Origin of the sequence: Campylobacter sp. RM12642 (assembly GCF_020137635.1) — a bacterium.
Taxonomy (GTDB): domain Bacteria; phylum Campylobacterota; class Campylobacteria; order Campylobacterales; family Campylobacteraceae; genus Campylobacter_E.
This window is the reverse complement of the sequence record NZ_JACGAT010000004.1, coordinates 42,623-61,121: the sequence shown is the minus strand read 5'-3', so window position 1 is coordinate 61,121 and position 18,499 is coordinate 42,623. Positions and strand designations below refer to the sequence as shown.

The window sequence follows — 18,499 nt, the reverse complement described above, 5'->3', positions numbered from 1 at the left end:
AAGTTAATTTTATGAATTTAAAAATATACTTATATGATTAAATCACAACAATAGAATTTATAAAAAACTTAACATATTCAAAATCTACATATATTTCTAAAAATATAAAAGTAAAAAATTAACAAATTCTCTAATTTGAACTATTTATAAAACACTTAGAAAATAATTAATTTAGCTAATTGATTATATCTAATAAGTTACTTTAATAACCTATAATCGCGACATTTTTTTAAAAAAAGGATTAAAGTGGCAGAGATAAAACTACAAGGACATACACTAAAATCATTTGACTTAAAAACAAAACCAATTATGCAAGAATACTTAAAGGATTTTGATGTTAATGTCAGTGATTATTCATTTTGTGCGAACTATATTTGGCTTTCTAAAGCTAGTGGATTTTATTCAATAATCAATAATACATTTTGCTTATTTGTTATGAATGGTGGAGAATTATCTATGTTATTACCACCACTAGGAAAACCTCAAGATTGTTATGATAGCATACCAGAATGCTTTAAGATTATGAATGAAAACAATACTTCTACATATTACTCTAAAATTGAATATGTTTGTGATAACTTCTTAGAAGGATTTATTACCCATACAAATGAAGGTGAAGTTATGTTTAGCTCACTAGATAATTATATAATAGAAAAAAAATTAGCAGATTATATATATGTAAGCGATGATTTAATAGAGCTTAGGGGTAATGCTTATCACACTAAAAGAACCGAAATTAATAAATTTAAAAGAGTATATCCAAATTATTTTTTACAGACATTAGATTGTAAAAAACATAGCGATGATATAAAAATGCTTTTTGATAAATGGGTAAGCGATAGGATTAAATATGTTCCTAAAGCTGAAGTAGATGCGTTTTTAGATGGAATTTATCAAGAAAGATTAGCGATTAAAAAATGCTTACAAGATTACGAGACATTAGGACTAGATGGCTTAGTAATTTATATTGATGATGAATTAAAAGGCTTTACAATAGGCGAAAAAATATGTAGCGATACAGCAAGTGTATTGATTGAAAAAACTGATTTTGAAACTTTAGGTTGTGCTCAATTTATATTTAGAGAGTTTTCAAAAGTTTTAAAAGAAAAATATGATTGTAAATACATAAATGTAGGAGATGATATGGGCTTTGAAAACCTAAAAAAAGTTAAAATGTCATATCGTCCAGAAAAAATCATACCAAAATACACAATATATCAAAAACTATGATTATAAAAGCTACTAAAACTCATTTAAAAGACCTTTTGCTAATTGAAGAAGAATGTTTTAAAAATGATTGTTTTAAGTTAAGTAAAAATAATTTCTTATATCACATAAAAAAAGAAAATATATTTATTTTTTTATGTGATAAAAAAGTAGCTGGATATATTATGAAGCTTACTTATAAAAATAGTATTAGAATATATTCTTTAGCGATAAAAGATGAATTTAAGGGTTTAAAAATAGGCACAAAATTATGCGAAGAACTAATTAATAATGCTAAAGTATTAAATAAAGAAAAGATATTTTTAGAAGTAAGAGTAAGCAATATAAATGCTATTAATTTATATAAAAAACTTCAATTTAAAGAAGAAAAAATCTTAAAAAATTATTATAGCAATGAAGATGGTATTAAAATGACGCTTATATTAAAGCCTAAAAATTAGGCTTTAAGTTTATTTTCTAATATGAGCATTTCCTATGATTTGATATTTTGTAGTTGTTAATTCATTTAATCCCATAGGACCTCTTGCGTGAAGTTTTTGAGTGCTTATTCCTATTTCAGCCGCATAGCCAAATTCCGCACCATCGCTAAATCTAGTGCTAGCATTTACATATAAAACTGCTGAATCAATCTCATCTAAGAACTTATTAATATTAGTATAATCTTGAGAAATTATCGCTTCTGAATGATTTGTGCTGTATTTTTGAATGTGAAGTATAGCTTCATTAATATCATCTACTATTTTAATAGCTAGTATTAAATCTTCAAATTCTTCTTCCCAATCACTCTCGTTTGCCTTTTTATAATTTTTTAAAAATTTCTCACACTTAGTGCAAACTCTAAGTTCTACATTAGGCATTTTGCTTTCTAATAAAGGCAAAATCTCACTAGCTATATTTTTATTAATGAGTAAAGTCTCTACACTATTACACACACCTGGTCTTTGAGTTTTAGCATTATTTATAATATTTATAGCATCATCTATTTTCGCATTATAATCAACATAAATATGGCAATTCCCTACTCCTGTTTGAATACAAGGAATTAGGCTATTATTTTTAACTTCATTAATCAAACTAGCACTACCCCTTGGAATTACCACATCTATATAATCATTCGCCCTTAAAAGCTCTTTTACTAAATCCCTGTTAGTATCACTTACAATCTGAACGAAATTCTCATCTAAATCAAACCTTTTTAATACCTTTTGAAAAATTGAAACTAAAAATAAATTAGTATTTAAAGCTTCCTTTCCACCCCTTAAAATCACTACATTAGAACTCTTAAAACATAGTGCAAAAGCATCTACGCAAACATTAGGACGAGATTCAAAAATAATAGCAACTACTCCTAAAGGCACCTTAATTTGCTGCATTTTTAGACCATTTTCTAAAGTCTTTCCAAATACCACCCTACCCACTACATCATCAAGTAAAGCGACATTTCTTAAAGTGCTTATCATATTATTTATTCTATTTTCATTAAGTCTTAATCTATCTACAAAAGCACTTTTTAGATTTGAATTATCATTAATATCTTTAAGGTTTGCTTTTAATAAACCATCAATATTTGCAAGTATTTCATCAGCACAAGAATTTAAAACTTCTTTTTTAATACTTGAATTAAGCTTAGCTAATTTAGTCTTTGCATTTTTTGCATTCTTGCATAAAATATCAATCATTTTTACTCCTTATCAAAAATAGTTCCTATATCAGCACCACTAATTAACTCGCTAATATTCATAGGATTAGAGCCGTTTAAAATAGCCATTCTTACACCATTTTTAGCACAATTACTTGCAGCTTGTAATTTTGTCTTCATACCACCTATACTAAACTCACTACCTTTATCTCCGCCCATTTGCATAATCTCATCTGTGATTTTTTCTACATAAGAAATTCTTTTTGCATTAGGATTGTTCTTAGGATTTGCTGTATAAAATGCGTCTATATCACTTAAGATTATTAACAAATCAGCCTTGATTAGACAAGCAACACTAGCTGAAAGGCTATCATTATCACTAAATTCAATCTCATAAGTTGAAATAGTATCATTAGCATTAATTATCGGGATAATTTCGTATTTTAATAAAGTATTTAAAGTGTTTTCAGTATTTTGTTTTCTTTGCTCTATTTCAAAATCATCTTTAGTTAGTAAAACTTGTGCTACAAATGAACTAAAATTAGCAAATGCGTTTTGATAAATATGCATAAGCTCTGCTTGACCTATTGCTGCTGCTGCTTGTTTTTCCATAGTAATTGTAGGTCTTTGCTTAAAGCCAAGTTTTTTTGAACCAACCCCAATCGCACCTGAAGTAACCAATACAACTTCTTTTCCTTGATTTTTCAAATCAGCTAAAACCCAAGCTAACTTATTAATTAATCCTAAGTTTAAATTACCATTTTCATAAGTTAGAGTTGAAGTGCCAACTTTGATTACAATTCTTTTGCTATCTTTTAAATTAATTTTTAAATTCTCATTCATATTTTCCCCTTATTTAGAAGAATATTAAATACTTTAAATTAATGCTTAAATATAAAAATTACAAATGAGAATTTAAAATGATTAGAATATAAAATAATAATATTTTACCCCTAATATTAGGGGTAAATTTTAGTAAAATATTATATGAACTTTTTGACTTCCATGAACTCCAAAAACGGTTACAAGCTCAATATCAGATGTTCTACTAGGACCTGCAATATATAAAATATTAGTAGGTAAAATCTCATTTTCAGCTTTTATTCTAGCAAGACCACTAGCAAGTGAAGGCTCAATTTTTGTTTTATCAAGTAGCATAATGCAAAGCATTGGAGCAAGGCTTAGCATTCTTGGTTGATTTGCACTTGATTTTATACAAGCAACCCCATGTGAGCTAATAGCAAATTCTACATCAATTACTGAAAAATCACTATGAAAAACTTCACTTCTTAATTCTTCTACGCTTTTATCAAAACAAACTTTTTTACTTGCATTTATTTTTTCTACATCAGCACTTAGGCTTTTTGGATAAATTAAAGATGAATATCCATAAGAGCTTGTGATTTTGTTTATTTCATCATAAACATTGTCTAAGCCACTAACTTCATGAACTTCAAATTTGTTTTCACTCATTTTAGTTTTAGTTTCTTCTAAAGGATTATCGCTTTGTTTTATATGCACACTTGGGTCTATACTTTTATCATTTAACTCGTGTCTTACACCACATTCAATTGCATTTAAAATCTGATTTCTTGAGCGATTGCTTATCTCTTCAATTCTCTTATTCATAAGAAACTCCTTCTAAGTTTTCTAATTCTTTATAAATATTTCCTTTAAGTTCAGGTAAGTCTTTATAAGTAGCCCAATTTTTAAGCACAGGTAGGCTTGTTCCTAGACTTTGTAATAGCCAGTTAAACTTACTTGCGTTACCAATAGCAACTCTCCACATTTTTGGACTTGTAGCAATATCAGCAAACTTAGCAAATCCATAGCTTTCCATTGCACTATGCTCTAATTCATTTGCACCTAGTGGAGCATTGTCCCCAGCTTCACCTATCTTATCACGGCGTAATTTTCTAATCATACTATCAAGTGGGATTTTTACAGGGCAAACTTCAGAGCAACGACCACATAAAGAACATAAACTTAAAATATCTCCATGCTCTTTCATACCGAATAATTGCGGAGATATAACTTCTCCAATTGGCCCAGGATAAACAGCATCATAACTATGACCGCCGATTTTATCATACACAGGACAAAAGTTCATACAAGCACCACATCTAATGCAGCGTAATGCTTCATAATAATCTTCGTTACTTAAAATATTTGTTCTATGGTTGTTAAATAATATTATATGCACTTCTTTAGGACCATCTAGCTCATCAGCTTTTCTAGGGCCTGTAATAATATTGTTATACGCAGGGATAAATTGTCCTGTAGCAGATGGAGTTAATAATGTATCAGTTGTAGCTGCATCAGTAAAACTCTCTACTATTTTTTCAATTCCACAAATTGCTACATGAATAGTTGGAGCAGTTGTGCACATTCTACCATTGCCTTCGTTTTCAATCAGCCAAATAGCACCTTCACTTGAAATTGCAAAATTTACCCCGCTAATTCCCATTTGCAAACCTTCAAATTCATTTCTTAAATGAGTTCTAGCAATTGCATTTAATTTTTCAGGCTCACTTTCTTTAGCTACGCCTAATTTTTCGCTAAATAATTCTCCTATTTCATAACGATTTTTATGAATTGCAGGGACAACTATATGAACAGGAGTTTCATTACCTAATTGTAAAATCAGCTCTCCTAAATCAGTCTCAATTGCATTTAAGCCTTTGTGTTCTAAATAGTGATTTAAGCCTATTTCTTCACTAGCCATTGATTTGCCTTTTAAGACTTTACTGATTTTCTTTTCCATCATTAGCTCATAAATTATCTCACAAGCATCTTCTTTAGTATTTGCAAAATGCACTTTCATTCCATTTTTTGTAGCATTTTTTTCAAATTCTAATACCCTATCTTTTAAGGTATATAAAGCATTATTTTTAGCTTTTTGTGCTTTTGTTCTAAGCCCTTGCCAATCTTGAAATTTTGCATTTATTAGGTTTTTTCTTCTATCTTGTAAGGCGTGCATTGCAGAGCTTACATTTTCTCTCATTTGTTTATCAGCTAATTTAGTTTTAATTAATTCACTATGATTTTTCATATCTTTTCTCCTTGCATTCTAGCAGCTAAAAAGTCATATAAATGATAAGTTTTGATATCAAGACCCATTTTTGCAATAGTTCCACGAATGTTTAATAAACACCCACCATCAGCTGAAATTATAACCTTTGCTCCACTTTCAACTATATCATTTACTTTTGCAGTTGCCATAGCGTTTGAGATTTCAGGCTCTTTTACACTAAAAGTCCCACCAAATCCGCAGCATTCTTCTTCATATTTAAGCTCAACTAATTCAACATTTTTAAGACTTCTTAATAAATTTTTAGAAGCTTCAATGCTTTTTTGCACTCTTAAAGCGTGGCAATTGCTATGCCAAGTAACCTTAATAGGCTCTCCTTTATCTTCTATCTTAAATCCGATTTGTTCTAAATATTGACTAAGTTCTATTACTTTTGAGCTAAATTTTTTAATTTTTTCATAATTTGCATCGTCTTTAAAAAGCTCAACATAATCATGGCTCATCATACCACCGCAACTTCCACTAGGAATTACTACTGGCAAATCTTCACTAAATAATTCGGCATTATATAAAGCTACTTTTTTAGTATCTTTAAAATATCCTGTGTTATAACTTGGCTGACCGCAACAGGTTTGATCTTTTTTAAAAATCACTTCAACTCCAGCACTTCTTAAAAGCTTAATAGAGTTTAAAATAGTATTCTGCATAGCAGCACTTGCTAGACAGGTCGCATAAAAATATACTTTTTTTTGCATTTTTAACCCTTTTTAATAAAATGATAATTTATTATATAACTTTAAAAATATTAAAGGGTTAAAATGGTTTTTTATGCGATTATTTTTTTAAATGTGTTGATTTATTTACTTGAATTTTTATTTGGTAAATCTGTATTTATAAATAACTTTGCACTTTATTATGGAAGTGATTTTTATACATTTTTTACCTACTCGTTTTTGCACGGAGATTTTGAGCATATTTTTATGAATATGGTAATGCTTTTTATGCTATCTCAAATTCTTAGATTTTTAAATATCAAACACTTATTAATTGTATATTTTGTAGGTGCAATTATTTCATCTTTGGGGTATTATTATTTAATGATAAATATGGGATATTATAATTTCATTTTACTTGGAGCTAGTGGAGCTATTAGTGCTTTAATGGGCTATGCTGCAATTATTTTAAGACAAAATGGATTTTTAATAGCTATTGTAGTAACTAGTATAATTTCTGCTGTGATTTTTCAAAATATTGCTTGGCAGGCTCATATTTTTGGTGCTATTTTTGGCATAATCTATGCTTATGGAATTTATTTTTTAAGGAGATAGAATGAAAAATTTTTTAAAAGGTTTTAGCTTATGCTTTAGTTTATTTATATTCTTTATATTAGGATTAATATCTACTAAAATTTATGAGTATTTAATAAATAAAGATGAAATTGTTATTGAGCAAACAATAGAAGTAGAAAAAAGATTAAATTATGATTCTTATATTTCAAATCCAAAATTTACTATGACAAAACAACTTAGTATAAAAGAAAATCTAAATGAAAATGAAAAGAATGAAATAGAAGAATTGTTCTCTAAGGTATTAGAAAGAGTAAAAGAAAGTAATTTATGTGAAGGTGGAAGCTATATATTACAACCTAATATAGCCTATCAAGATGGAATGAATATTCCAAATGGTTATAAATTTGATTCTGCTTTAAGATGTGAGTTTAAAAAAGAAGAATATCAAAACTATAAGAATTTATTAAAAGATATAGATAACATACTAGCTAATAATGAGTATATTACAATTAATTCTCCTGCCTTAAATCTATCAGTTAGTAAAGAAGAAATAAGCATAATAAAACAAGAATTGTATGATGAAATATTTAAAAAAGCTATAGGTATAAAAGATAAATATTCTAATCTTACAAATAAAATTTGTGAAATAAAATCAATAAAACATTATGAAATAGCACAAAATCAAATATTAGGTGCTGATTACAAATACGATGATACACCAATAGAAAAAGATAGTAATTTTAAACTAAACGCTACTTTAGAATTAACTTGCAAATAAGGAAAAAATATGAGTGAAATTATAACTAAAGGCTTTGCAGCTTATGATGAAAGTGCTAATTTTAAGCCAATTACTTTTAAAAGAAGTGCTTTAAGAGATGATGAGATATTGATTAAAACTATGTATTGTGGGATTTGCCATAGTGATATTCACGCTGCTAAAAATGAATGGAAAGCTACAAAATATCCTATAGTTCCAGGTCATGAAGTAGTTGGCTTAGTAGTTGAAATCGGTAAAAATGTAAAAGAATTTGAAATAGGAAATTACGCAGGAATTGGTTGTTTGATTAATTCTTGTGGTGAATGTGATGCTTGTTTAAACTCAAATGAGCAATTTTGTCAAAAAGGTGCTGTTTGGACTTATAATAGTGTTGATTATTTTAATAATTCAGAAATTACTAAAGGCGGATATTCAAATTATATAAAAGTTCATAAAAACTATGCAATTAAAGTTCCTAATAATGCTCCACTAAAACTAATTGCTCCACTTTTTTGTGCAGGAATTACTACTTATTCTCCACTTAAATTCTCTAAAGTTAGTAAAGGTATGGATATAGCAATCGCAGGATTTGGGGGCTTGGGTGTAATGGCTTTTAAATACGCAAAAGCAATGGGTGCAAATGTTAGTGTAATAGCTAGAAACGATACTAAAAAAGAAGCAGCTATTAAACTTGGAGCAAGTAATTATTATAATGATATTAATAAGGTTGATAAAAAATTTGATGTAATAATTAGCACAATTCCAAGTAAATACGATGTCTTAGCGTATGCAAGAGCTTTAAAATACGGCGGAGAAATGGCAATCGTTGGCTTACCACCAATAAACGAACAAGTATCAATTAGTCTAAATGCCTTAATTAGAGTAAGTCATAAGAAAATTTATGGCTCATTAATAGGTGGCATTAAAGAAACTAAAGAAATGCTTGAATTTTCATTAAAACACTCAATTTATCCAGAAGTTAAAATTATAAAACCTAATGAAATTAATAAAGCTTATGATGATTTATTGAATAATTCAAATTCTTTTAGATATGTAATTGATTTTAATGAATAAAAATCTAATTTTAAGCCTAATATCTTTAGGCTTAATATCATTTTTAAGCGTATTAATTGAAACTTCTTTAAATGTAACTTTTGCTTATTTAATACAAACTTTTAATATTGATATTAATAAAGCTTCTTTACTTACTTCTATGTTTTTACTAGCAATCACACTTACAATGCCACTAAGCTCATATTTAGTAAATCAAATAAATACTAAAAAACTTTTTATTTTTACTAATTTATTATTTTTAATAAGCCTAATAATTTGCTCAAGCGCAGGTGAGTTTTATATTTTAGTTTTTGCTAGATTTTTACAAGGAATTGCTGCAGGTATTGCTCTACCACTTATGTTTAATATGGTAATTTTTAAAGCTAGTGAAAAATACTTCGGATTTTTGATGGGATTTTGTATATTTTTAGTAGCGACTGCACCTGGTTTTGGGCCAATTTATGGTGGATTTATTATGAAATATTTTAAGTTTAAAGATATTTTTATATTTTTAACACCTTTTTTGGTTTTTGCCTTTGTTTTAGGAATTAAAAATATTCCAAATCTTGGAACAAAATATAAATTAGACTTAAAAGAATATATATTAATTGTATTGCTAGTAATTAGTGTTGCTATAAGTATTAAATATATTTATATTTTATTTTTTAGTATTTTAATTATTTTTATGCTAAATAAAAGCAAAATTATTGCAAGTGCTAAGAATTTGCAATTTTTCTCATCTACTTTAATTGTATTTTTAATGCAGTTTTTTGCTTTAAGCTACTCATTAATACTGCCGAATTATTTAATTATGAGTAAAAATTATGATAATTTTGAAGCTAGTAAAGTAATGCTTTTAGGCTCATTAATTGCTGCTATTTTATCTCCAATAAGCGGATATTTAAGCGATAAATTTGGATCTTTTAAATTAAGTTTGCTAGGTATTTTTATCATAATAATTGCAAATATTTTATTATTAAATATTGAAGAAAAAACCTTATTAAATCTTTCAATATGTTATTTAATTTATGCTTTCGCACAAGGCTTATCTATGAGTGCTTTAATTTCTTACTCTATAAAAATTTCTAAAGATAAAACAAATGCAAATAATTATATAAATACTTTTCAACAAAGTTTTGGAAGCTATGCTGTGATGATAATATCTATAATTTTTAATAATAATTACGAAATTGGCTTTTTAAATTCTATAAAATTAATACTATTTTTAGCATTTTTACAATTAATCTTAATTTATTTTGCTTTTAGAAAAAAAATCTAGCAATGGGTTTTTAATCATTGCTAGATTTTTATTATATAAACTTATGTAAAGAATGTAAGTGATATAAAATGAGTTGAAAGCTTTATGTGCTCGTTATTTAAGCTTGATTTTTGTAAAATGTAAGTGCTTTACAAAGTGTATAAAATAAGAGTTTTTGCTTTACATTTCATAAAATGCTTTTAAAAAACCTTTACAACATACTTTACAAAATCTTTATAAAAGCCCATTAAATCGGCTTTGAAATACTTTTAAAATCTTTTTAAATAATATATGCAAAAAATATTGCGGGGACATTTGGGGGATATTTTGTCCCCCATAAATAAAATTATAGCAACATTTTAAGCCAATTTTTTATATTAATCTTGACCATTTCTAACGAATGCAGGTTCGTTAAAATCTCTAGTTTTATAATCTACTTTTATTGTTCCGCCACTTACTTTTTGCATTTCAGGTTGAACTATTTTATAGCTTAACTCTTCTTCACGCTTTTTGCTCTCTTGCTCAATTTTAGCTTTTTGTGCTCTTGTTTCATCAAAACCTGTAGCTATAATAGTAACTTCAACAGCATCAGCTGGCAAGCTAGTATCTAATACATGTCCGCAGAATACATTTAAATCTTCGTTACTAGAATTTGAAATCTCTTCCATTGTCTCAACAAGTTGGAAGAAAGGAATATTTTCACCATAGCTAAAAAATACTATCATAGCTTTAGCATCTTGTAGGTTAGTTGTATAATTTTCTAATAATGGAGAATCAATTGCATTTGCATACGCTTCTTTAATAGCATTTTCACCTTCAGCTCTTCCCATTCCCATAAGTGCTGTTCCACGATGGCTCATAACAGAAGTAACATCTGCAAAATCTATATTAGTATCAGCTTCAATTAATAACATTTTAATTATGCCGGTTACAGCATTTACTAAAACATCATTAGCAAATTTGTTAGCTTCTCTAGTATTTAAAGTTTTTGGAACTACTAATTTTAACTTATCATTTTGGATTAATATAACGCAATCGCTTTCTTTTTTTAGCTCTTCTAATCCTTTTTCAGCAGCTTTAATTCTAGCTTTTTCGTAACTAAATGGGAATGTAGCAACAGAAACAACAAGTATGCCTAAAGATTTTGCAATTTTAGCAATCACTGGACCTGCACCAGTGCCAGTTCCACCGCCTAGACCTTCGGCGATAAATAATAATTCTGTTCCTGCTAAGCGTTCTTTAATTTCATCTTCAACTTCTTCAGCTGAAATTCTACCTATTTCAGGATTTGCACCAGCTCCACGACCATTTGTCTTCTTTGGTCCTAATTGTATTTTAATGTTTGCTTTTGACCTATTTATATCTTGAATATCAGTATTTGCAATCATAATATCTACATTAGAAATATCAACTTTTAAAGAACTAGCACAAGTTTCTACAATATGATTTATCATATTTCCACCTGCTCCACCAACACCAATTACTTTTATCTTAACGCCGCAATCCATTTCACTCTCCATTACTTTAAAATCTATATTATCACCTAAAATATCAAAATCCATTTCTTAAAATATCCTTTCTATATAAGCACAAACTTTCTTCCAAGATTTAGCAAAAACGCCTTCAGATTTTTCTTCATTAGAACTAATCTTTAATGACTCTAATACTTCATCTTTGTCATTTTTTTCAATCTTAAGCAATTTTTGTTCCTTAACATCTATATTTGTGTAATAAGAAGTATTGTTTTTAGTTTCTATTTCTTTATCTACCGAAAAATCTATGATTTTTTCTAATTCTGTGGTTTTTTGTCTAGTTAATAAAACACCACTAGAATTAAGCTCATATTTAGTATGAAAACCACAAGAATACATACATAGGCCTAATAAACATGTATATTCAGGCATAGTAAAAATCTCATTATCCCCATAAAATACGCTATTTTTTTCTATAACGGTTCTTACGGCTTTATTGTTAAATTTAGGAGTTGCTCTTTCAGCCATATTGTCTATTTTAAAACAACCTCCAGTTAAAACTACTCTTGAGAAAAATTTCTCATAAGGACTATCATCTATGCTAGCATATATACATTCAAGCATTTCTGTAAGTCTCATATTTACACACTTTGAAACTGATTCAACAGATACTCTATCAAGAGTTTGAGAACCGGTTTTGTAATATTCTACATGAGTGCTATTTTCTTCATCTTTAAATAAAGAAAATTGTAATTTAATTTTATCTGCAACCTCATTGCTAGCGGTAAGATATTTAGCAATATCGCTTGTAATATGCCAAGAACCAAAAGGAAAATAATACATCCATATAATTGAATTATAAGCATATATTGCAATATCACATACTTGCGAACCACAATCAATGATAGCAACACCATTTTCTCTTTCATCGTTATTTAAACAATAAATTGAATTAGCATATATAGAAGATACTAAAACATAGTTTTTTATATCAGCATTTGATAATATTTGCTTTATATTTTCATAATCATTTTTATTCATAGTAATAATATTAGCTTCCAATCTAAAGCTTGAAGCCATCATACCAAGTGGATCTTCAATATTATCAGTATTATTCGCTCTAAATCTATAAGGCAGTATATGAATTGGAATTTGATCGCTATGAATATCTGCAGATGTTCTAGCAGCATTAATTGCTTTTTCTATATCCTTAATCGTAATTGCCGAGCCATTAGCATCTAGCCTTATGTCAGCATATCCGGTTACAGAATTTGTATAAGCTCCACTAACAGAAACAGCAATTTTATCTATATTAATACTTAAATTTTCCTTAACCTTATTTACTGCTTTTTTAATGGAATTACTTGCGTCATTAATGCTTGTAATTTTTCCAGATTTAATTCCGTAAGTTTGTGTATTAGCAACACTAACTACTTTGATACCTTCCCCATCAAAACTAACAATAGCTACTTTTATTAAACTAGAACCAAGATCAATAGCTAAAATATTCAAAATTCACTACCTTTATAATAATTTTTAATTTCATAACGCTTATCTAATTCTTTTATTAAATCATCAAGCATAAGAGTAAAATTAATATTTTTCAACTCATTACTTAAATCAGTATTATTCTTTTCACTTGTATTATCAACTAATTTTTGAGAAAGTATTTCATATACTAATACTTTATCATTTAAAAGCACATAAGATTTTTTAGTATTTTTCAAAAATAACTCGCTCACAAATGTAAAAAATTCTGTATCCGTTAAATCGGTATTATTTTTAGAAACTTTAGATATAAAACCTATATTTTTGCCATTAATTTTATCTTTTTTTAATTCTTCTTCACCTGTATTTGACAATAATTCTTTAAATTTTAATTCTCTTAAATCTTCTTCTACCATCATTTTAGCTTTTTCAAATTCTAAAGCAGTTGGCTGATTTATTTTATCAAGTCTTACTATGTAATATTTATTATCCATAATAAAAGGCTTACTCATTTCACCTACTTTTAAATCTTTATTTTGTAAAACTAATTCAGAATAAGCATTTTGATTTGTAGTTGATTGGAATTTAATTTCATTATTTTTTAACTTAATGTAATCAAGTTTAGCTTCTTTTTCTAATAAACTTAAAGCAAAATCTATCTTAACATTATTTAATGCTAGTTCATATTCTTTAATTTTGCCTTCTTCATCTTTATAATTAAATTTATTATTTTCCCAATAAGCTTTCATATCACTTTCAATTAAATTGTCTAAATTAGGATTTAATGTATATACAGAATAATCATATGATAGTTCAGTTTTATATTCATCTTTATGTTCTTGCCAATAAGACTTTAATTCATCTTCGCTTAATTTGATTTTATCTTCTTCTTTAGACAAATCTATAATTTTTAAATTTATCTCATCTTGCATATTTAAACTAGCATTTGCGATTTCTAATTCTTCTTTGTTTGCTGGAACTACTAGTAATTTTAATAATTTAGAAATTTCTAATTTATTTTTGATTTGATTAGCAAAATCTGCTTCACTCATTCTTAAATTTTTCAAATATGTTAAATATTTACTTTTATCAAATGTTTTATCTTCTTCACTTTTATTAAATAACTCATAGCTAGCTATTGTTTTTACAACTTCTTCTTCACTAGCATAAAATCCCAAATCATAAGCATAATTTAATAATAATTTTTCTCTTATTAATTCCACTAATGCTTGTTTATCCAGTCCTAATTTTAACGCTTGTTCTTCTGTTAATTCACCATTAGATAATTGATTTTGAATATAAAATAATTCGCTATATTTATCATTAAATTCTTTATGTGTTACGCCTAAATTTCCTACTTTTGCTACATATTTGCTTCTTGAACTATTTAAATCTACACTACCCCAACCAACAGTTCCTGCACCAACAAATGCTATAACGCTAATCCAAATTGTAACAACTAAATATTTTTTATGACGCTGCATCCAAGTAATCATTATTTATCCTAATTTCAAGTGTTTTTAAAGAAAAATCCTATCTTATAAGCATTAACAAAGATTTAATTTATAAAGAAATTTTAGCCTGCAAATCTATATCAAAAATTTTAGAAAATAAACCATTAAAATCTCTATCAAAAATCAATAATCCAAAATTCTTTATCATTAAAAAATTAGATTTATTTTTTCTTAATTTATCTATTAAAACATTCATATCTTGCAAAATTAATTCATTTTCTATAAAAATATTTTGATTTTGATATTTCAAACTTGAACCATTGCATATTTTCATTATATCTTTAGTGCAAACTACGGCTATCACTTTAGCTTGTGAAAAAGAATTATATATTTTTGAATGTAATTTTACATATTTACAAGCATCATATTGTTTATAATTTTCATTTAATAATAATTTAATAAAGAATGAATTATCATCATTAAATATTGTATTTTTGTTTATTAAAAACGCATTATCTTCAAATCTTGAAGATATAGAACCATTAAGTCCATATATAAAGTCTTTTTCATACATTATTTTTGCGTATTTTTTGATTTCAGCAAACATTATTATATCCTTGTTAAAAAGTTTTATTTATTATATATACAATATTAAATTACAAGGTAAGCATTTGCAAATTCATATTCCCGTTTTAAAAGATGAAGTAGTTAAATTATTTAAAGATTTAGATAATGGTTATTATCTTGACGCGACTTTGGGCTATGCAGGACACGCTAGTGCTATATTAAAAAATAATAATAAACTAAATCTAATAGCGTGTGACCAAGATATAGAAGCCATCAATTATTCTAAAGAAAAATTAAAAGAATTTAATGTAGATATTCAAATTTATAAAACAAATTATGAAAATATATTTTCTTTCATTAATAACAAAAATGAAATTAAAGGTGTATTAGCAGATATTGGAGTATCTAGTTTGCAATTAGATAAAGATGATAGGGGGTTTTCTTTTGATTCTAGTGAATTAGATATGAGAATGGATAAAAATAAAGATTTTGATGCAAAAACTCTAATTAATACCTATACTAACAAGCAACTAAGTGAAATTTTTAAAAATTACGCAGAATTACCAGAAAAACTAGCTTCTGATATAGCTTCAAATATTATCAAAAATAGACCTATTAACTCTTGCAAAGAACTTAGTAAAATAATAGGAAATGCAAAGTTAAACAATCGTAGTGTAAGCCTAAAAACTTTAATATTTCAAGCAATTAGAATTGAAGTAAATGATGAATTAGGAGTGCTTAAAAGATTTTTAGAGCAACTAAAAGAATTTAAAAATTGTCTAATTTGTATAATTACTTTTCATTCTTTAGAAGATAAAATAGTAAAAGACACTTTTAAAAAATGGGCAAATAATTGCATTTGTGATGAATTTGCAATTAGATGTGAATGTGGTAATAACCATTCCTTAGGAAAAATTATTACTAAAAAACCAATTGAACCTAGCAAAGAAGAAATAAAATATAATTCTAGGTCAAGTTGTGCAAAACTTAGAGCGTTTTATTTAAAATAATGAAAAACATAAGAACAAGTACAGAAGAAAAAGAAGAATTACTAATAAATAAATACCAAGATTATTCTATTTTAGGTTTTAACAAAAGGCTAATATTATTATTTTTTATAATAATGATTATATCAATTAGCTTAGTTTGGGTTAGACTTCAACTCTATGAATCAAGTAAAGTTTATGCTCAATTAAAAGATAAAAGAGAAGTATTAAGCGAAGAAAATAAAGAGCTTAAAAGAAAAATAGAAGCTTTACAATTTAAAAATAAAATTACAAATTATTTTGAAGTGCAATATGGAACTAAATAAACAATATTTTATTAATTCGTATCAAAAATTAAAAGTGTATTTTCATAAATACGACCCTAGTAATTTTTCATTACTATACGCTATGAAAGCTTGCGTTGGACTTGCTATTTGCTTAATCATAAGCTATTTTACAATTCACGAAAACTATACTATTTTTAGTGTTTTATCTTGTGTTTTTATATTTTATATGAACAATCTTAATTCGGTAGGAACTAAGAAAATATTATATTTGCTAGCTTTTACTTTTTTTGGTTGTTTTTTTGCTCTAGTAGTTCCTTATTTAATCAAACTTGATTTTTTTATGGCAATTCCTAGTTTTATTTGGATTTTCGCTGTTATTTTTGCAGGTGCAATTTCACAAGACGCACTAAAAGTTGGCATATATGCAACCTTACTTGTTATGGCTATGTTAATTAGTGCTAGTCTAAATAATTTTGATTCTTTAGAAGTATTTTATGCGACATTAATTGGCTCTTGCGTAGCAACTATTTTTAGAACATTTGCATTTTATACTTATGGTGGATTTACTAGAAGAAGTTTTATAATGCTTTTAAATGATTTGATTTATATGAGTGAAAATATGACAAATAGCAAATATGAAATGTGGCAAAATTTATTCGTAACAAGGATTAATGAATTTAAAAGACTTTTTGAAAGTAAATCAGTAAATATAAAAGATTCAAGCCTTATAAGACACCAAGAAATGGCTATGTTTTATTTGCTAAAGTGTGAAGAAATAGCACTTGCTTTATTTTCACTAAGGACATTTTTTAAACAAAATTCAAAAAATGCTCATATAAAAAATATTCAAAATGAAATTATTTTTAATCTTGAAGAATTAAAAAAGATATTTAAAGATGAAAAAGTCAATCTCAAATCATTTTGCCTTGATAGATTAAAACAATTAAATACCTTACCAATATTATGCACCTTAGTAGAAGTTCTTTATTACAAGCTTGAATTATTTAAACAAGGTGGAGCAAAACAATTAACCTTAAAACCAAAAGATAAAAAAATCACAATTAAAACTATTTTAGAAAAGTTTCATTTTGATAATAAGTATTTTAAATTCTCAATAAAAGTTGCATTAGCAACTTCGTTTTCATTATTTTTAGCATTATTTTTCAAAATTGACCACGGAATTTGGATAGCGATGGGTGTTTTTACAATGTTTAAAGAAACTATCAATTCAACTACAATTAATAATAAAGAAACCATTTATGCAGCACTCATAGGCTTTGCATTAGGACTTTTAATTATTTTTTCAATACATTCAAAATTAATTTTTGTAGTGCTATTTTTATCATATTTTGCTTGTATATATTTTAAGCATTTTCCATATTTTATAGCAACTATTTTTATTATGCTAAATCTTGCTATTTTATTTGCGAGTTTAGGACTTGATTATGAAAGATTACTTGTATATAGATTAATTGATTTTATTGTAGCATTTTTTATAGTTTATACCTTTTCGTATCTTTGGCCTAGCAAAAGCGAAGATGATATAAAACCTACTTTAAAAGACGCAATAAATAATCTTAAAAACTTCTTAAGTGCTGTTATTAAAAAAGAAGATTATTTAAATTATGAAAATAAAATTTTATTAAATATTAAAAGCCTTAAAAACCTTTTATATGAAAGCAGAAACAAACATAATAAAATTGAGCAAATTAGACTACTAGAAGCAGTTTTGGAAATGAATAACTTATGTATATCATTAAATGAGTATTTATATTCAAAATATAATAAAATTCAATTAAAAGAACAATCAGATATTGGAATTTTAATCACTAGATTTAAAATGATGGAAAATATAAGTAATGACTTGCCTTATTATTTTTACGATGAAATAGATGATAAAATTCTAACAAACGATGAGAGAATTAAGTATTTTATAAACCAAATCTCAAAACGCCAAGATATAGTATATAAATACCTAATTGATAACTAAA

18 protein-coding genes are annotated in these 18,499 nt (G+C 26.6%); 9 read left to right on the top strand and 9 right to left on the bottom strand.

The genetic code is table 11. The annotated features are described in order from the left end of the window. Positions 1–246 precede the first annotated feature (246 nt). Together AVBRAN12642_RS02715 and rimI are read left to right on the top strand one after the other, a co-directional pair. Complete coding sequence (locus tag AVBRAN12642_RS02715; protein ID WP_336606890.1) at positions 247–1,230, top strand: DUF2156 domain-containing protein; 984 nt, start codon at positions 247–249, stop codon at positions 1,228–1,230. Further along, positions 1,227–1,667: a ribosomal protein S18-alanine N-acetyltransferase gene (gene rimI / locus AVBRAN12642_RS02710; RefSeq protein ID WP_214116611.1), complete on the top strand. Its 441-nt coding sequence runs from the start codon at positions 1,227–1,229 to the stop codon at positions 1,665–1,667. Before AVBRAN12642_RS02715 ends, rimI begins: the two co-directional genes overlap by 4 nt. Before the next feature lie 9 nt (positions 1,668–1,676). On the opposite strand, the gene AVBRAN12642_RS02705 is transcribed toward rimI, so the two are convergent. From AVBRAN12642_RS02705 to AVBRAN12642_RS02685, 5 genes are all read right to left on the bottom strand, one after another. Then, positions 1,677–2,906: a glutamate-5-semialdehyde dehydrogenase gene (locus AVBRAN12642_RS02705; RefSeq protein ID WP_214120358.1), complete on the bottom strand. Its 1,230-nt coding sequence runs from the start codon at positions 2,904–2,906 to the stop codon at positions 1,677–1,679. Between the two features lie 2 nt (positions 2,907–2,908). Beyond that, positions 2,909–3,709 carry a glutamate 5-kinase gene (gene proB / locus AVBRAN12642_RS02700; RefSeq protein WP_214116606.1) on the bottom strand — a complete coding sequence of 267 codons (801 nt, stop codon included), beginning with the start codon at positions 3,707–3,709 and terminating at the stop codon, positions 2,909–2,911. A 129-nt stretch (positions 3,710–3,838) separates the two neighbouring features. After that, the gene (locus AVBRAN12642_RS02695; protein WP_214116603.1) at positions 3,839–4,495 is read right to left on the bottom strand and encodes a LutC/YkgG family protein; all 657 of its coding nucleotides are present in this window, start codon (positions 4,493–4,495) and stop codon (positions 3,839–3,841) included. Continuing rightward, positions 4,488–5,918: a LutB/LldF family L-lactate oxidation iron-sulfur protein gene (locus tag AVBRAN12642_RS02690; RefSeq protein ID WP_214116601.1), complete on the bottom strand. Its 1,431-nt coding sequence runs from the start codon at positions 5,916–5,918 to the stop codon at positions 4,488–4,490. The genes AVBRAN12642_RS02695 and AVBRAN12642_RS02690 overlap by 8 nt, the downstream gene beginning before the upstream one ends. Then, a complete protein-coding gene (locus tag AVBRAN12642_RS02685; protein ID WP_214116599.1) occupies positions 5,915–6,652 on the bottom strand; it encodes a (Fe-S)-binding protein in 738 nt (245 codons plus the stop codon). The genes AVBRAN12642_RS02690 and AVBRAN12642_RS02685 overlap by 4 nt, the downstream gene beginning before the upstream one ends. Positions 6,653–6,715: 63 nt before the next feature. On the opposite strand from AVBRAN12642_RS02685, the gene AVBRAN12642_RS02680 reads away from it, so the two are divergent. Genes AVBRAN12642_RS02680 through AVBRAN12642_RS02665 form a run of 4 tightly spaced genes read left to right on the top strand, consistent with a single transcriptional unit; the run spans position 6,716 to position 10,275 of the window. After that, positions 6,716–7,225 carry a rhomboid family intramembrane serine protease gene (locus tag AVBRAN12642_RS02680; protein WP_214116597.1) on the top strand — a complete coding sequence of 170 codons (510 nt, stop codon included), beginning with the start codon at positions 6,716–6,718 and terminating at the stop codon, positions 7,223–7,225. Position 7,226: 1 nt separating this feature from the next. After that, on the top strand, positions 7,227–7,964 hold the full coding sequence (locus AVBRAN12642_RS02675) for a hypothetical protein (RefSeq protein WP_336606889.1): 738 nt from the start codon (positions 7,227–7,229) through the stop codon (positions 7,962–7,964). Between the two features lie 9 nt (positions 7,965–7,973). After that, positions 7,974–9,017, top strand: coding sequence for an NAD(P)-dependent alcohol dehydrogenase (locus tag AVBRAN12642_RS02670; RefSeq protein ID WP_336606888.1), 1,044 nt, complete (start codon positions 7,974–7,976; stop codon positions 9,015–9,017). Beyond that, positions 9,010–10,275 carry an MFS transporter gene (locus AVBRAN12642_RS02665; RefSeq protein ID WP_336606887.1) on the top strand — a complete coding sequence of 422 codons (1,266 nt, stop codon included), beginning with the start codon at positions 9,010–9,012 and terminating at the stop codon, positions 10,273–10,275. The genes AVBRAN12642_RS02670 and AVBRAN12642_RS02665 overlap by 8 nt, the downstream gene beginning before the upstream one ends. Before the next feature lie 356 nt (positions 10,276–10,631). Here AVBRAN12642_RS02665 and ftsZ read toward each other — a convergent pair whose 3' ends face one another. The 4 genes from ftsZ to AVBRAN12642_RS02645 all read right to left on the bottom strand — a co-directional run bounded on the left by ftsZ (position 10,632) and on the right by AVBRAN12642_RS02645 (position 15,275). Next, positions 10,632–11,816: a cell division protein FtsZ gene (gene ftsZ, locus AVBRAN12642_RS02660; RefSeq protein ID WP_214116589.1), complete on the bottom strand. Its 1,185-nt coding sequence runs from the start codon at positions 11,814–11,816 to the stop codon at positions 10,632–10,634. A 3-nt stretch (positions 11,817–11,819) separates the two neighbouring features. Continuing rightward, positions 11,820–13,238: a cell division protein FtsA gene (ftsA, locus tag AVBRAN12642_RS02655; protein WP_214116587.1), complete on the bottom strand. Its 1,419-nt coding sequence runs from the start codon at positions 13,236–13,238 to the stop codon at positions 11,820–11,822. Next, positions 13,235–14,710, bottom strand: a complete 1,476-nt coding sequence (locus AVBRAN12642_RS02650) for a SurA N-terminal domain-containing protein (RefSeq protein WP_336606886.1) — start codon at positions 14,708–14,710, stop codon at positions 13,235–13,237. Before AVBRAN12642_RS02650 ends, ftsA begins: the two co-directional genes overlap by 4 nt. Before the next feature lie 67 nt (positions 14,711–14,777). Then, positions 14,778–15,275, bottom strand: a complete 498-nt coding sequence (locus AVBRAN12642_RS02645) for a hypothetical protein (RefSeq protein ID WP_214116582.1) — start codon at positions 15,273–15,275, stop codon at positions 14,778–14,780. A 64-nt stretch (positions 15,276–15,339) separates the two neighbouring features. Between AVBRAN12642_RS02645 and rsmH the strand changes: the two genes are divergently transcribed. Genes rsmH through AVBRAN12642_RS02630 form a run of 3 tightly spaced genes read left to right on the top strand, consistent with a single transcriptional unit; the run spans position 15,340 to position 18,498 of the window. Continuing rightward, positions 15,340–16,245, top strand: a complete 906-nt coding sequence (rsmH, locus tag AVBRAN12642_RS02640) for a 16S rRNA (cytosine(1402)-N(4))-methyltransferase RsmH (RefSeq protein ID WP_214150036.1) — start codon at positions 15,340–15,342, stop codon at positions 16,243–16,245. Then, entirely contained in the window at positions 16,245–16,547 is a 303-nt protein-coding gene (locus tag AVBRAN12642_RS02635) for a hypothetical protein (RefSeq protein ID WP_214116578.1), read from the top strand. Before rsmH ends, AVBRAN12642_RS02635 begins: the two co-directional genes overlap by 1 nt. Continuing rightward, positions 16,534–18,498, top strand: a complete 1,965-nt coding sequence (locus tag AVBRAN12642_RS02630) for an FUSC family protein (RefSeq protein ID WP_214116576.1) — start codon at positions 16,534–16,536, stop codon at positions 18,496–18,498. The genes AVBRAN12642_RS02635 and AVBRAN12642_RS02630 overlap by 14 nt, the downstream gene beginning before the upstream one ends. Position 18,499 lies beyond the last annotated feature (1 nt).

Excerpts from the sequence above, each read along its gene's own strand:
- proB (WP_214116606.1), bottom strand. The coding sequence starts at position 3,709 with ATGAATGAGAATTTAAAAATTAATTTAAAAGATAGCAAAAGAATTGTA.
- AVBRAN12642_RS02705 (WP_214120358.1), bottom strand. The coding sequence starts at position 2,906 with ATGATTGATATTTTATGCAAGAATGCAAAAAATGCAAAGACTAAATTA.
- AVBRAN12642_RS02670 (WP_336606888.1), top strand. The coding sequence starts at position 7,974 with ATGAGTGAAATTATAACTAAAGGCTTTGCAGCTTATGATGAAAGTGCT.
- AVBRAN12642_RS02695 (WP_214116603.1), bottom strand. The coding sequence starts at position 4,495 with ATGAATAAGAGAATTGAAGAGATAAGCAATCGCTCAAGAAATCAGATT.
- rimI (WP_214116611.1), top strand. The coding sequence starts at position 1,227 with ATGATTATAAAAGCTACTAAAACTCATTTAAAAGACCTTTTGCTAATT.
- AVBRAN12642_RS02690 (WP_214116601.1), bottom strand. The coding sequence starts at position 5,918 with ATGAAAAATCATAGTGAATTAATTAAAACTAAATTAGCTGATAAACAA.
- AVBRAN12642_RS02675 (WP_336606889.1), top strand. The coding sequence starts at position 7,227 with ATGAAAAATTTTTTAAAAGGTTTTAGCTTATGCTTTAGTTTATTTATA.
- AVBRAN12642_RS02630 (WP_214116576.1), top strand. The coding sequence starts at position 16,534 with ATGGAACTAAATAAACAATATTTTATTAATTCGTATCAAAAATTAAAA.
- AVBRAN12642_RS02685 (WP_214116599.1), bottom strand. The coding sequence starts at position 6,652 with ATGCAAAAAAAAGTATATTTTTATGCGACCTGTCTAGCAAGTGCTGCT.
- AVBRAN12642_RS02650 (WP_336606886.1), bottom strand. The coding sequence starts at position 14,710 with ATGATTACTTGGATGCAGCGTCATAAAAAATATTTAGTTGTTACAATT.
- ftsZ (WP_214116589.1), bottom strand. The coding sequence starts at position 11,816 with ATGGATTTTGATATTTTAGGTGATAATATAGATTTTAAAGTAATGGAG.
- AVBRAN12642_RS02665 (WP_336606887.1), top strand. The coding sequence starts at position 9,010 with ATGAATAAAAATCTAATTTTAAGCCTAATATCTTTAGGCTTAATATCA.
- AVBRAN12642_RS02680 (WP_214116597.1), top strand. The coding sequence starts at position 6,716 with ATGGTTTTTTATGCGATTATTTTTTTAAATGTGTTGATTTATTTACTT.
- AVBRAN12642_RS02635 (WP_214116578.1), top strand. The coding sequence starts at position 16,245 with ATGAAAAACATAAGAACAAGTACAGAAGAAAAAGAAGAATTACTAATA.
- AVBRAN12642_RS02645 (WP_214116582.1), bottom strand. The coding sequence starts at position 15,275 with ATGTTTGCTGAAATCAAAAAATACGCAAAAATAATGTATGAAAAAGAC.